This window comes from Paraburkholderia sp. BL6669N2, assembly GCF_003387275.1.
Taxonomy (GTDB): Bacteria; Pseudomonadota; Gammaproteobacteria; order Burkholderiales; family Burkholderiaceae; genus Paraburkholderia.
This window is the reverse complement of the sequence record NZ_QUNA01000001.1, coordinates 3,944,366-3,958,491: the sequence shown is the minus strand read 5'-3', so window position 1 is coordinate 3,958,491 and position 14,126 is coordinate 3,944,366. Positions and strand designations below refer to the sequence as shown.

At 57.5% G+C, this 14,126-nt stretch carries 9 protein-coding genes and 1 pseudogene; 6 read left to right on the top strand and 4 right to left on the bottom strand.

Annotated features, from left to right (window positions below):
* Positions 1-65: 65 nt before the first annotated feature.
* From gshA to B0G80_RS18030, 3 genes are all read right to left on the bottom strand, one after another.
* A complete protein-coding gene (gene gshA / locus B0G80_RS18040; RefSeq protein WP_012431593.1) occupies positions 66-1,355 on the bottom strand; it encodes a glutamate--cysteine ligase in 1,290 nt (429 codons plus the stop codon).
* A gap of 237 nt (positions 1,356-1,592) precedes the next feature.
* Positions 1,593-3,101, bottom strand: coding sequence for an ammonium transporter (locus B0G80_RS18035; protein ID WP_106282216.1), 1,509 nt, complete (start codon positions 3,099-3,101; stop codon positions 1,593-1,595).
* A gap of 44 nt (positions 3,102-3,145) precedes the next feature.
* Positions 3,146-3,484 (bottom strand): P-II family nitrogen regulator, encoded by a 339-nt coding sequence (locus tag B0G80_RS18030; protein WP_006048089.1) that lies wholly within the window; start codon positions 3,482-3,484, stop codon positions 3,146-3,148.
* A 413-nt stretch (positions 3,485-3,897) separates the two neighbouring features.
* Here B0G80_RS18030 and B0G80_RS18025 point away from each other — a divergent pair, with 413 nt between their 5' ends.
* The 6 genes and pseudogenes from B0G80_RS18025 (at position 3,898) to B0G80_RS17995 (ending at position 12,249) form a co-directional block, all read left to right on the top strand.
* Positions 3,898-4,152 carry an accessory factor UbiK family protein gene (locus tag B0G80_RS18025; RefSeq protein WP_012431591.1) on the top strand — a complete coding sequence of 85 codons (255 nt, stop codon included), beginning with the start codon at positions 3,898-3,900 and terminating at the stop codon, positions 4,150-4,152.
* A 121-nt stretch (positions 4,153-4,273) separates the two neighbouring features.
* Positions 4,274-5,275: pseudogene (locus B0G80_RS18020) on the top strand (YifB family Mg chelatase-like AAA ATPase); the annotation flags it as partial.
* Positions 5,276-5,846: 571 nt separating this feature from the next.
* Complete coding sequence (locus tag B0G80_RS18015; RefSeq protein WP_116118875.1) at positions 5,847-7,748, top strand: hypothetical protein; 1,902 nt, start codon at positions 5,847-5,849, stop codon at positions 7,746-7,748.
* Between the two features lie 373 nt (positions 7,749-8,121).
* Positions 8,122-10,260, top strand: coding sequence for a hypothetical protein (locus B0G80_RS18005; RefSeq protein WP_116118873.1), 2,139 nt, complete (start codon positions 8,122-8,124; stop codon positions 10,258-10,260).
* Complete coding sequence (locus tag B0G80_RS18000; protein WP_147309872.1) at positions 10,241-10,765, top strand: hypothetical protein; 525 nt, start codon at positions 10,241-10,243, stop codon at positions 10,763-10,765. The genes B0G80_RS18005 and B0G80_RS18000 overlap by 20 nt, the downstream gene beginning before the upstream one ends.
* On the top strand, positions 10,762-12,249 hold the full coding sequence (locus tag B0G80_RS17995) for a site-specific integrase (protein ID WP_116118871.1): 1,488 nt from the start codon (positions 10,762-10,764) through the stop codon (positions 12,247-12,249). The genes B0G80_RS18000 and B0G80_RS17995 overlap by 4 nt, the downstream gene beginning before the upstream one ends.
* Before the next feature lie 744 nt (positions 12,250-12,993).
* Here B0G80_RS17995 and B0G80_RS17985 read toward each other — a convergent pair.
* A complete protein-coding gene (locus B0G80_RS17985; protein ID WP_116118869.1) occupies positions 12,994-14,034 on the bottom strand; it encodes a hypothetical protein in 1,041 nt (346 codons plus the stop codon).
* Positions 14,035-14,126: the final 92 nt, after the last annotated feature.

Here is a 14,126-nt window from a genome sequence, read left to right as displayed (position 1 = left end):
CGTAAATATAGTCGTTGAAAATGGCGATGGCGGCACGCATGCCGCCATCGGCCACCCGAGGTGGCTTAGACCTGGATCGCTTCCGGATCGGTCTTTTCCAGTTCCACCGATGCGGCCAGCAGCCCGAGCCGCGCCACCACGCCGTACATATAGAAGCGGTTCGGCGGCGCCGCGCCCGGCTTGGCGTGCGCGTCGGGCAGCGCCGTATGCTCGAAGCCGAGCGGCACGAAGTGCATGCCGGGCGCGTTCAGGTTCTGGTCGCGCTCGCGGCTGCCATGCACGCGGTAGAAGCCGCCCACCACGTAGCGGTCGATCATGTACACCACCGGCTCGGCCACTTCTTCGCCGATGCGCTCGAACGTATACACGCCTTCCTGCACGATCACGTCATGCACTTCCAGGCCGTCTTTGGTCGCGGCCATCTTGGCGCGTTCGCGCTTGGTGAGCGCGGCGACCTCCGACGCATCGTGCACGGTCATCACGCCCATGCCGTATGTGCCCGCATCCGACTTGATGACGACATACGGTTTTTCGGAGATGCCGTACTCGCGATACTTCTTGGCGATCTTCTTCAGCACGCCGTCGATCGCGTCCGTCAGCGCTTCCTCGCCGGTGCGTTCCTGGAAGTCGACGCCTTCAACGTGCGCGAAGTACGGGTTGATCATCCACGGGTCGATCTCGACCATCTTCGCGAATTTCTTCGCGACGTCGTCGTAACAGGAAAAATGCGTGGATTTGCGGCGCACGGCCCAGCCGGCATGCAGCGGCGGCAGCAAATACTGCTCGTGCAGATTTTCGAGCACGGGCGGGATGCCGCCCGACAGGTCGTTATTCAGCAGAATCGAGCACGGGTCGAAATTCTTCAGGCCGAGGCGTCGCTGCGAGCGCTCGAGCGGTTCGAGCACCAGTTTCTGGCCGTCGGAGAGCGCGATCGTGACCGGCCCGTTGATGGTTTCGTCGAGCGTGCCGAAACGCACGTTCAGGCCGGCCTGGCGCATGATCGCGGCCAGACGGGCGACATTCTCGAGATAAAACGCGTTGCGCGTGTGGCGCTCGGGAATCACCAGCAGATTCTTTGCGTCCGGACAGATCTTTTCGATCGACGCCATCGCGGCCTGAACGGCCAGCGGCAACACTTCCTGCGGCAGATTGTTGAATGCGCCAGGAAACAGATTGGTGTCGACCGGCGCGAGCTTGAAGCCCGCGTTGCGCAGATCGACGGAACAGTAGAACGGCGGCGTGTGCTCCTGCCATTCGAGCCGGAACCAGCGTTCGATGGCGGGAGTAGCGTCGAGGATCTTCCGCTCAAGATCGAGCAGCGGGCCGTTTAACGCCGTAACTAGGTGCGGAACCATTGATCACTCGCAGACTGGAGAAAAAAGATTGTAGAGCAAATGCTTTGTCCATTTGGGGACGGTTTCTCCATTCGCAAGCGGACGCGAATGCATTCTCGCTATTGCCATCATAGGCGGGGAAAACTACCGTTTACAAGATAGCGCGCAAGAAAAAAGCCCGCCATGAAGGCGGGCCAAAATCGCTGCGCTTATCCGTCATCCCCACGAGCCCGGGAGCGCGGGCTCGCGGTGTGTTGCTTATTCGACGTGTTCGCCGTGCAGCGTCACGTCCAGACCTTCGCGTTCCTGTTCTTCCGTCACACGCAGGCCCATCACCATGTCGATGATCTTCAGCAGGATGTAGCTCACCACGCCGCTGTAGATCAGCGTCGTCAGCACGCCCTTGGCTTGCAGGATCACGCTGCCATCCGCGCCGCCGATGTCCTTCACCGCGAACACGCCGGTCAGCAGCGCACCCACGATACCGCCGATGCAGTGCACGCCGAACGCGTCGAGCGAGTCGTCGTAACCGAGCTTGTGTTTGAGCCACGTAGCCGACCAGAAGCAGATCACGCCCGCTGCGATACCGATCACCAGCGAACCCGCCATGCCGACGAAGCCCGAAGCCGGCGTAATCGCCACCAGACCCGCCACGGCGCCCGACACGATACCGAGTACCGACGGCTTACCCTTGGTCGCCCATTCAGCGAACATCCAGGCGAGTGCTGCCGCTGCGGTCGCCACTTGCGTTGCGAACATCGCGAAACCGGCACGGCCGTCTGCTGCCACCGCCGAACCCGCATTGAAGCCGAACCAGCCTACCCACAGCATGGCCCCACCGATCAGCGTGAGCGTCAGGTTGTGCGGCGCCATCGCTTCCTTGCCGTAACCGACACGCTTGCCGAGCACCAGCGCGCAGACCAGCGCCGCGATACCGGCGTTGATGTGCACCACCGTGCCGCCCGCGAAGTCGAGGATGCCCGCGCTAGCCAGCCAGCCGGTCGGTTCCCAGACCATGTGCGCGATCGGCGAGTAGACGATGATCGACCACAGCGTCATGAACACCAGCATCGCCGAGAACTTCATACGGTCGGCAAACGCACCCGTGATCAGCGCCGGGGTAATGATCGCGAACGTCATCTGATAGACGACGTAGACCGTTTCCGGGATCGTCGGCGCGAGGTGGCTGACGGTCAGCGTCGTGGCCTTGTCGCCCTTGATGTAGTTCATGCCCGACATGAAGAAGCGCGAGAAGCCGCCAATGAACGATCCACCCGGCGTGAAGGCGAGGCTGTAGCCCACCACGACCCAGATGATCGACACGAGGCAGGTGATCGCGAAGCTTTGCATCAGGATCGCGAGCACGCTCTTCTTGCGGACCATGCCGCCGTAGAACAGCGCCAGACCCGGAATCGTCATGAACAGCACGAGCGCGGTGGAGGTCAGCATCCAGGCGGTGTCGCCCGAATTGATCTTCGACGAATCGACCGAGAACGGCGCGGTCGGGGCAGCCGGCGCAGCGTCCGATGCTGCGGGTGCGGCGGCGGCCGCGCTGGCAGCCGGTGCGGCGGACGCGTCAGCGGCCGGTGCCGAAGCCGCGGCGGCAGCAGGTGCGGCCGAAGCGTCCGGTGCCGGCGCGCTCGCCGTCGTATCGGGAGCAGCGGCCGAAGCGGCTGCGGGGGCGGAAGCGTCGTCCGCGAGGGCGGCGCCGATACCGCCCGCGAGCAGCGAACCGGCCATCAGCAAGGACATCATTAATTTGCGCATCTTTCGTTTCCTCTTGTCGCTATCTGTGTCGCTATCTTTTGGTATTACAGAGCGTCCGCGCCGGTCTCCCCGGTGCGGATCCGAATCACCTGTTCGATCGGCGTGACGAAAATCTTGCCGTCGCCGATCTTGCCCGTGCGAGCCGCACGCTCGAGCGCCTCGATCGCCTGGTCGACGATGTCGTCCGAGACAGCGGCCTCGATCTTCACCTTCGGCAGAAAATCGACGACGTATTCGGCGCCGCGATACAGCTCCGTGTGACCTTTCTGGCGACCGAAACCTTTGACTTCCGTCACCGTGATGCCCGAGACGCCGATGGCCGACAAGGCTTCGCGCGCCTCATCGAGCTTGAACGGCTTGATGATTGCGGTAATGAGTTTCATGACATCCCTCGCTTAGTTGCGTAACCCGTTTGCGTAACCCGTTTGCTAACTCTCGTTGCGTATCCCTAAAACCGTTCGCGTGGTCTCGTTCCGCTGCCGGTAAAAAGGCGCCGGCAGTGCGCGCGGGGCAGTAACAGCAACTCGCATGCCATGTTGTGTCAGACTCCGCCCCGTGGACGTCGCAAAAGGGGCGCAAGCCGCCCTGGCCGGACGGCCAACGTTGACGGGGGCACGCTGGCGCAGCGTATGGATCGTTGCTAGAGTGTTTGCAGGTCTGGAACGCAAGGGCGCGCACCAAAGGGGCTCATGCCGCAACGTCACGCAATGGGGCATGCACCAACACCGCCCATTTGCCGCTACAAAGCACAGGCGTAACGAAACATGCACATTTTTTGTGCACCAAGGGGAACACCATGAAACAACCGAACGATGTTTTTAACGACTTTCAGGCCCGCATGAGCGAGCTCTTCAAGAACTCGCCGGCCAAGGACGTCGAGCGGAACGTCAAGGCCATGCTGTCGCAGGGCTTTTCGAAGCTTGACCTGGTCACGCGCGAGGAATTCGACACGCAGACCCAGGTGCTGGTGCGCACGCGCGCTCGCCTTGAAGAACTGGAGCGCCGCGTCGCCGAACTCGAACAGAAGCTGCCGGTCACGCAAACGCCGTAACGCTTTGCTCGCGGCGTGATCGCCGCGCAGTGCTGCACATCACAGGCAAGCGAGCCGTGACGTCATCAGCGTTTTAGGGGACTTGCGCGCGCCTTCGGCGCGCCGTCCGACGGGAGAAAACATGTCGCTTGCCGTGGTGCGCAGTCGCGCGCCGGCCTCTGGCCGCGCGCCCGAAGTAACCGTCGAGGTCCACCTCGCGAACGGACTACCCTCTTTTTCGATCGTCGGCCTGCCTGATCTGGAAGTGCGCGAAAGCCGCGAGCGCGTGCGCGCGGCACTGCAGAACTGCAACTTCGACTTCCCCGTCCGACGCATCACCGTCAATCTCGCCCCCGCCGATCTGCCAAAGGAATCCGGCCGCTTCGATCTGCCCATCGCTTTGGGCATTCTGGCGGCGAGCGGCCAGATTCCTGCCGAGTCCTTGCTGCATCGTGAATTCGCGGGTGAACTGTCGCTGACTGGTGCGCTCAGACCGATGCGCGGCGCTTTCGCCATGGCGTGCGGAACGGCGCGCGGCGGCGCGGCTCAAGGCGGCGGCGCTCTGGCGCAATCCGCCGGGACGGCGAGCGAGCTTGCTGTCGGCGAGGCAACCGCGCTTTCCACGCCTCAACTCTATCTACCCGCTGCGAGCGCGGCGGAAGCGGCGCTTGTACCCGGCGTCGATGTCTACGGCGCCGCCGATCTGCCTTCGTTGTGCGCTCACCTCGCGCAAGCGCCCGACGGCCGCCTTCATCCAGTCGCCGCGCCGGACCTCGCCGAAAGCCCAGCGGCCGTTATCCCGGATATGGGCGACGTCATCGGTCAACGCGGGGCGCGGCGGGCACTCGAAGTTGCCGCTGCCGGCGGGCATCATGTCTTGCTGGTCGGGCCGCCCGGCGCGGGCAAATCCATGCTCGCCGCCCGCCTGCCGGGCCTGCTGCCGCCCATGACCGACGACGAGGCGCTCGCTTCCGCGGCCTTGCTATCCGCCAGCCGGGCCGGCTTTACGCCGTCGCAATGGCGTCGACGGCCGTTTCGCGCTCCGCATCATTCATCGAGCGCCGCCGCGCTGGTCGGCGGGCGCAATCCGCCGCAGCCCGGGGAAATTACGCTGGCGCATCTGGGGGTGCTCTTTCTCGACGAGTCAGACGGTTCGCTTTTTGGGTCGTCTTTATCAAATGGCCAGCTCATCGCTGCAGCCGGGCGGCCGAGTCGCATCCCTCGAAAAAAGTCCGTTGACAATCGTCAAATCGTCGTCTGTTGACAACACCAGTTAGCAAGCTGCGCCGACACTCGCGAAAGAGCGCTAACGCCTCTAGAAGCGACCTATGAACCCCCACCGTTAAACAGTTAATAATAATTATTGACATACGGATTCAATAGTTATTATTTATTTTAGATAAAATTTTGCGACAAGCTCCGGTGCATGACTCTGTAGCACTCGTGCCCTGCCCGTATGCCCAAACCTAAGGATTCCTAAGTCTAGATACGATAATCGCGGACCCGTATTCCACTTCTGAATTGACAACGTTGCTCCGCTGGTTCCTGCAACTGACCACCTCTAGATTTTTGAGAAAACTTCTAAAATTTTAGCTATCGAACTTAAATTTTAAATAGTTAAAATCTTTTTAGATTGGATTTCGATTTGGCGAATCAACTGGCTGAGGGGAGGCGACGAAGTTAGAAAGGGACATCGCGTCCCGAATGTAAACGCCATGAAAACGAAAGCGGAAATCCACTCACCAGCAATTATTCGCGATGTTTCCTTGCTCGGGCAACGCCTTCCGCGCGACCTACCGGGACAGGTGCGTGAAAAAATCGTGAGCACTTGTGAGAACCTTCGCCAGAAGTCCTATCGCGAATACGGCAGTCGTTTGGTGACAACGTTCTCCTGCTATCTGGCGGTAACCGGAGATGCTATATCTGACCATCTCCCACACCACAAAAACTCCGTCGTGTGGTTACGCCTCATCGGCGCCCTCAACTCCGCCACGTTCGTCGAGTTACCTGCACAGACCCGTTACCTGTATTCGCGGGTTGCTATCGAAGTCGGGAGAGAGCTTTGGCCCGAAGAAGGAGCTTTCCACAACATCACAATATCGTCACTCGCGCCGACTCCATCGATAAAAGCGCTGGTGAAGAAATTTGAAGCAATCAAGCTCAATGATGAGCAAGTACTGTTGTGGCGCGGCTGGCCACTTGAGGATGCCGGCGGTCACATACGCTGGCTTCCGTTGCACTCAGTAGCCATTCGGCACGGGATGCCATTCGCCAGCAAGCTCTACGAAATCATTGCCAATTACTGGTCGGGTAGCCGGCGTCAAAAAATTGGCGCGTTGGCGCTGTTCATAGAGGCGTTGGCTACCTTTCCTGACCTAACGACGGAATGCCTTCGTAACCGAGAAACCGTGCGTCTATTCTGGCAGAAGTTTTGGGATTTCTACACAGAAAAACGAAGTGAGACTTGCAGACAAACAACGGTTATCAATGACTGGACGCGCGAATGGACACAGTTCGTTCGAGCTGTTCTCGAAGGAAGCGGGTTATTCGCATATTGCGTTGGACAATTCCCCGGTCCGGACAGTGACAGCGACAATCGAAATCCAAAGTCCTTAGAGAACCTGTTATGCGCTCTGCCCACAGAGCGTTTGAGCGACGAGGAAGCACTTAAATTTTTGAGCATCAAAATACCGGAGGCGCTCGAATGCGTAAAGGCGTGGGCCCAAAAAAAGACGTCAGAAATAATGGGCCGGCGAAGGTCCCGCAAACGAGCCGCACTTACCGGACAAATTCGTGTGCTCGGGAACTCGAGGAAACTGGTCAGTCGGGACAATCCCGACCACTATGCGAATGCCTGCGCCACATTCGAACACCACGGATTCCTGACGAGAAATGAGATGAAAAGTCTGTTCGTTCTATATCCGGCCGACTTAGGGTTGGTTGCAGAGGAACTAGGCTTACCCACTACCACGTCCTTGCTCCCCCACGCTGCTTTGCTAGTTGCCGAGCATTCTGAGTTGACGCCGTCGATGCTTGAAAATCTCGAGCTTTGGAACGAGCGAGGAAAGCTGACCGGCCTATCACGTCAACAGCAGGGTCTCTACTACCTCAGAGCCCCCAAATTTCGGTCAGGCAAAAGGACAGGATATAAGACCATCCTTCTGAATCGCCGGTCACTTCGCATCATTCGCGAGATTCTTGTACTGACTCGTGAAATTCGCGACTACCTGCGCGTACGACACCGTCCCGATTGGCGCAAGCTATTCATCACTTGCGGAGAAGCATTCTCACCCCCAACGGCGGTCGGCCGCTTCAGCACCTTGACATCCTCCGGTGAATACACCGCAAAGCTGGTTCAAGAGTTTTCGAAAACGCTGCGCATCCCCACCGCTTCGGCAGCCGAGTTCGTTCGCCGTTTCAGCCTCCGCTCCGTTCGCTCGACCAAGGCCCTATGTGTTTTTCTCAACACGCATAGCGAGGCGGAAATGGCCAAGGCACTTGGACAGACCGGTGTGAGAAACGACGTCCTCGAGCGTTACCTCCCCCAACTCTCAGGATGTTCTTCCGCGAGCGATGGATTCGAATATTTCACTCATATCAAATCATATCGACAATGAGAGGGAGCCCGCACCTGCTACCGGCGACCGGCTTCAAGAACGTAGCGGAAGTGGACGCGTTCATGCTGAAGCACGCTTTTCCCACGGTCAGCACTTTCGCATCAAGCATGCGCCCCCCTGAAGAACCGGCTCGCCGACAACAGGCCCGCGTTGTGTTCAATGCAAGCCCAGACGTCTTAAGACTGATGGCAAGCCTGGAACTTGCGAGCAAGCAGAATCGGCCTGTCAGTAACGTCGTGTACGAGTACTGGAGCGACGTGTCTCATGCGGTCCTTTCTTATCTTGGGGAGCGCATTGGACTGCAGCCGTCCATCGACCGAGCGCTGCAAGCCGCTCGTGAAACCGCAGACGTACAACTGGTTGCAAACATGCTATGAACGACGGCCTTAAGAGTATAGCGGCAGAGCCTTGGTCAGATAGGTTCCTATCGGAGATACGCGACGCGGCCAGCTGGTTGCAGTCTCCTTTTAACTCGCCTGTGCTCAAGGCGGATTTCGGTAAAGGCCAAACTCTCCTCGTTGACTTCCGAATTGACGTGGGCGGACAAGGACAGCTCGTCGACTCGCGCCACAGGGTACTTTTCGAAGATATTCAGTACTTCATCCTTTTACAGACGCATCCTTGCGTCAGAGGTCGCGGATATCTGTCACCGGAAACTCAGCGTCTGCACGTCATCCGTGGCCTTCACGTCGTCGACCACTTCCTGCTCAACGCCACTAGCACGAAGCTAGCGCAATATGGATTTCGGGGCGTTGTGTCACATGAATTGAAGTCGATGCTTGCTGAGCGGGCATGCTCCCCTGACGTAGAAGAGTCAGTCTATAGATGGTCGACATTTCTGGCAAAAACACTGAGGGAGAAAAGTGCAACACTGACTCAGGCAGACATCGAGGACGTCTCGGCCTCACATCCGGAAATCCTCGATATCCCCATTCACGAGAACGATTGGTCTCTGGACCTCGAGCTCGAAGAACTTAAGCGAGCCCGAATCTGGCTGTTCCTTAACAAAGGCTACGTTAGACCACACAAGGTCGACTATCGCCTTTCGCCATCCAGCTCGTTCCTGTCGAAACTGATTTATCGCAACACTCTTTGGGGCAGTAACCCACAGATTTCACGAACGGCCTTCGAAGAACTTTGCGTTTCCCCAAAGGAGAATACGTACCGAGAATACGACGAAGTTCCCGTTAAGCCCGGCTCGCTAGACGAGGCGTGTTCGCGCAAACACTTCGAGAAATATCGGAGTACGTTGGTTTCATTCCAACACTTGTCACGTCTGGACCGCGGTATCCCAGAGTCATCGCTGGCCGAATTATCGACCTTCGATATCGAGGCTGCTCAGCGGTTGAAAGCAGACTGTACCATCGGTATCGCACCATTCGACTACGTTCGGAATGTCGTGAAACAAGCAGTTGATTTTTATTTCGCACACAACGCTACCCTGTTCACCTGCTGCGCCAATGTACTCGGGGCGGCCAGACGGGCTGGCGTTTCTGCCAAAAAATTCTTCTCTTCCAGGTCCATCCAACCGTACCTAACGAGGAACGGGCGACGTCTTGGCATTCGTTTCTGGTCATTGGCGTATCAGATGAGCTTCATCGAGAGCAATCCGAACCGGAAGGAAACTCACCTGCCCAAGCAGGACTACTTCGACAGGCTGCGCCGTAATGAGGGTCTCCTAGAGATGATGAGGGTGTTGTATGGTGCCATGCAACTCATTGTCGGATGGTTGATGGCACTTCGCGTCGGCGAAATGATTGACCTGAACGCCTTATCTCTAAGCGACAACAACAGATGGCTCGCGGTGCAATCCCGAAAAAGCGGGCCCGGGAAGTTCCGGCGAACTGACCTGATTCCGGCGCCAGCATTGGTAGCTCGGATAATGCGTCGGCTTATTGAATTCAGGAGGATGCTTTCCGTAGCCGGTGTTGCGATACATGAATCACTATTCGCGGTGCCCACTTTGGACGGAGACCGGCTCACAATGGCTTATGCGGCGTACAACGCGCGAATCGACTGCTTTATCGACTACATTGAAGCGCCCGTGACCGAATCAGGGTTACGCTATTACATTCGTCAGCATCAGCTACGGAAGAATTTTGCCTTGTGGTTCTATGCCGAGGCGCCGTTCGAAACGACAGATACTCTGCAGTGGTTCCTTCGACAGCGTGACGCCGAGCAAACGGAACACTATCTCAGGGCCAACTTCTCCGGCCAGGTTCTCCGAACGCTGCAATCAACAGCGGCAACGTTGATGGTGCGGGATGGGAGAAAAGAAGCTGACGACTTGGCAGCAATCGCGCTTCGAAGATTTGGTGCCGACCGTCATAGCGTAATAGATGAACGCCGATTTGCGGAGTACACGCGATACGTAGAGAAGCTTCGGCAAGAGGGCTCACTTATCTTCGACGTCCATTACATGTGTGATTCGAACCAGAAGAGCCATGTGGTTTCATTAGTGGTATTTGACCATGAAGAAGAGGATGCCGACAATGAATCCGTTAGCGCTTAAACAGGTAGTGGCGCGCGAGACATTGTTAAAGGAAGTCGCAAAGAAGCCAGCACTGTTCGCAAATGACACTGTCGTGGGCGTCGCCATTCAAAATCAGGGAAATCTCGCAAAACTAACGTATCCCGCGCGAGAAATCTTACCCATGTCTTTGAATACACTCAAAGCGCATGCGAACGACTGGCAGGTGCAGGGATGGCAGGAACTTGATGAACTACGTCTGCACGCACTCGAAAAGGTCACCTCCACTCGCGCCGCTGACAATAGTCCGAAGCCCGGAACCAAGGCCGACCTCGAGCAGCGCGTCGAAAGTCTTACCAAAGAGCGCGACGACGCATTGGAAGACCTGGCGCTTCTCACGGACGCCTACTACCGTGCGATGCAAAATGCCCGCTCCTATGCCAAAGATTCCAAGAGGACAGACCTAATTCAGAGGTGCGCAGACGATGAGGTCGAGTTGCGGGCGATGACTTCTATTCTTCATATCCGGCTTGGAGGAAAGAGATGAAATTTGAGCGAATAAACGGGGAACTGTCGCTCGTTCTTTCTTCACAACTGCACAGCCATGCTCGGGCTGACTTCAAATTCTTCAGTCACTTTCTGGGAATAGAGTCAGAGTTAGTGGCAGCAGCCCGGTTTCCGTTGGCAAGGTGGCCGAACGGGCATTGGTGCATGGAAGTGAATCTGTTCATGACCGAATGCTTCAAAAAGGGATTCTCACTTCGCGGCTCACAGGGCGGAACGCTCGGCACATACTGCTCCTACCTCGCTCCACTTATCCGCTATGTGAACAGCAACATGGACGGGTTTTCCAAAATGACCGATTCACACTTTGCTCTTGCCGTCCGACAGCTCAGAGTGAAGGTAGAAAGAGGAGAAGACTTCAGTCCAAAAAATAAGGTGACATCGACGGTAAAAATCGCGTCGGTTTGGCTAGATTTCCTCGTATTCGTGGGCGACTACTACGCAACTCCAAACTTCGTGTCTAAAGAAGGAACAATTAGAGCCTACCGGATACGCAAGTTACACCGGTTACCAAACGGAAGATATGTCGAATCCTATGCGTGGAGCCATTGGTCTTTCCCAACAGAAGAAGAGCCGGAGCGGCCACGGCTCCCGATAGACGACAAAACCCTCCTCGCGCTACGTACTGCGGTCGACGATGTGTCGCGCAACACTCCCGAGTCCCTGTACATCCATTCGCGCAGACTCGTCATGTTCGCACTCTTTGATGAAGTTGGGCTCCGCAGAATGGAGTCTGCTACGAAGCTGACACGACGTAACGTAGTTGAAGCTCTCGAAGCGCGTGACGAAGCACGTGCATCCGGCGAGCAACGGATACCTATGCTCTCATTTGACACAGTTAAGCATACGCGCTCCCAACACAGAGAAGTGCCGGTCAGCCCGATACTGCTTGATTTCCTAGAGGAATATCTGGTTTCGAGCCGTCACAGGCTGAGGCAAATAGGCGTTCCAGTTCGTCTCGATACCCCCCTGCTGTTCAACGCGAAATCCGGGGAAGCTCTGCGCCCGAATACCATCACTCAGGAATTTGCGCAACTTGCTAAACGAGCTGGCATAAAAGTCTCTGCAAGCCCACATCTGATGAGGCATCGATACATTACGAATGCTCTCGTTCGGCTCATCATTGCCCATAACATCAGCACGAAGTCAGATTTCCAAAAGCTTATCCTCGACGACACAGATTTCAAACGAAAGGTTAAGGAGGTAACCGGCCACGCCTCCGTTGCCAGTTTAGAGCCGTATCTGACGCTTGCCTTTGATGTTGTAGGAAAGCTAGATATGACGGTGGAGCGCGCACGCATACTGGCCGCACTCGACGCATTGCATAGGGCCGTCCAGGACCATGAGTCTTGCATCAAACGGGGTGTCGATGCATCAGGCGCCAAGGCGCGCCTTGCGGAAGCGTCGATTGCGATTGACGGCATGTACCGCCGTTCCGACCTGTATCCTGACTCTTCGACGGTCTAGCATCGGACCCAAATTCGATTGTTGTGGGGCCCGATAAGCAAGCTTCTAGCCAACGCGTGACGCCCGCGGGAAATGGGTCGCCGCTTCTACCGCAAATCATCAACCACTCCACCGCCCCGACCAGATAATCCTCCGGTCACTGGCTTGCCAGCAATTCCACCGCCTCCCGCACCCGCAGCACCCGCAACGCGGTCTCCTCATCGCCCGCGCCCACGCTCCCCGTCGCCATTGATTCCAACAGCGACTGCGCGCAAGCAACCCGGTCCATCGCCCGGCGCAACCTCACGAAGCTGGCGTCACAAATCCCCGAGTCTCGAGCCGCTACTTCTACGTCGTTGGCGGCGTCTGCCAGTAGGACCGACAGCAGCTCAACGACTCTGCGCCCAATGTCAGTGGGCGCTAACTCACCTCGGCGTGGCGGCAGATGGAGGGGCCGAGAATTCGCTGCCAGTGAAGCAATGCCGTTACCGACATCGCCCTGCGACCGCGCGGTAGCCTTGGTCTCGGCCACTTAGCCATCGCTACGCGCAGCTTCTGCAATTGGCGATGGCCGATGGGCTCCCGGCCATGAAACCGACCGAGCAGGACTGATACCACATTGACCTTCATCAACGAAAACTTAGCGATTGAGCAAAGATTTCAGTCACCGCCTAGTCCAGCGTTCTAGGACGTCGACAAATGGCCAGTGGCGCCATACGAGAAATGACGCCAGCCTGGCCGCGCGAAGGTCGCGGGATTATCTCCCTACCGCTGCTTTGACTCCTTCTTTCCGCCAAGCGACGATGTATCGGAGTCCAGTGTTTCTACCGCGGCCACGTACTCCGAATACTGGTCTGGTGAGAACGTCGGCATGTGCAAAGGAATGGCCCAGTTGGCAGCAATTTGCCCGGCCTGAGGTCTGCCCAGCTTCTTGTCACTTCTATTGCGAATGACGCCGAGGAAGACATCGCAGCCTCCCGAAGCAATATAACCGTGATAGTAGCTGTAGATGCTCGTTCCTTGAATTGTCCCGATATCGGCGTACAGCCGCTCTGGAATTTTTGACCCATAGCGCGTCATCGCATCATTGACGCGCTCGTCGCCTTCCTTAACGCCTTGACACATGCCGTATGCCAGAGACTCAGTATCGGTCTCAGGGATGGTCTCCAGGTTCGGGACCGGCTCCATCAGCTGTTGGTCGGCAACCATTGACAGCATCGTCCTGTCTGTCAACAGCTCGTAGGGAATCACTGGGATATAAGCGCCGCCGAGGGCTGCCATGAAGGGCAAGCCCAGCACACTCTTATATCGGCGCGCCGCAACGTTTAGAAGCGACGCAGCCTGTTTTGCGGACGGCGGAATGAGCGGCGCCACGGGTTGGGCCGATTCAGGCGCAGGAGTCGACGCTTTCGGCGCACGCTTTTCCGGTTTGCTGGCACCTGCGGGAGCACTCAGCGTCGTGACTACATCGTAGAATTGCTGGTCAGCTTTCCTTCGGTCGGCCTCTGACAAACCTTTTACGCGGCGGCAGTGATACGCCAGCAGTGCCATGACGACTTCCGTCCTGTTCGTGTCGGGCGCGTCTGCCAGCAGTCTCTTGTCTTTTCGGCTGTAATCGCCTCGAACTTCCCCTCCCGCCAGTTTACCCAAGCCACTCAGGGAAAGCGCACCGCCTGCCTGAACGTCCGCGCCGTCGCTTTTCGGAAAAGAATTGCATTCGGCTTCGGTTGATGCGTCGCTGCTATATGCAGGTAACGCCATGGTGGCAACAATTACGGCGACGACGGAAAGTACTATCTTCTTCATCAAGGGATTCGCAATAGAAGTGGTGGACAGGCCGTAGAAAAAAGCACATCAATTAAAAAGCCCGCAACTAGGCGTCGCCCCTGCCGGTTGCG

Excerpts from the sequence above, each read along its gene's own strand:
- gshA (WP_012431593.1), bottom strand. The coding sequence starts at position 1,355 with ATGGTTCCGCACCTAGTTACGGCGTTAAACGGCCCGCTGCTCGATCTT.
- B0G80_RS18035 (WP_106282216.1), bottom strand. The coding sequence starts at position 3,101 with ATGCGCAAATTAATGATGTCCTTGCTGATGGCCGGTTCGCTGCTCGCG.
- B0G80_RS18030 (WP_006048089.1), bottom strand. The coding sequence starts at position 3,484 with ATGAAACTCATTACCGCAATCATCAAGCCGTTCAAGCTCGATGAGGCG.
- B0G80_RS18025 (WP_012431591.1), top strand. The coding sequence starts at position 3,898 with ATGAAACAACCGAACGATGTTTTTAACGACTTTCAGGCCCGCATGAGC.
- B0G80_RS18015 (WP_116118875.1), top strand. The coding sequence starts at position 5,847 with ATGAAAACGAAAGCGGAAATCCACTCACCAGCAATTATTCGCGATGTT.
- B0G80_RS18005 (WP_116118873.1), top strand. The coding sequence starts at position 8,122 with ATGAACGACGGCCTTAAGAGTATAGCGGCAGAGCCTTGGTCAGATAGG.
- B0G80_RS18000 (WP_147309872.1), top strand. The coding sequence starts at position 10,241 with ATGAATCCGTTAGCGCTTAAACAGGTAGTGGCGCGCGAGACATTGTTA.
- B0G80_RS17995 (WP_116118871.1), top strand. The coding sequence starts at position 10,762 with ATGAAATTTGAGCGAATAAACGGGGAACTGTCGCTCGTTCTTTCTTCA.
- B0G80_RS17985 (WP_116118869.1), bottom strand. The coding sequence starts at position 14,034 with ATGAAGAAGATAGTACTTTCCGTCGTCGCCGTAATTGTTGCCACCATG.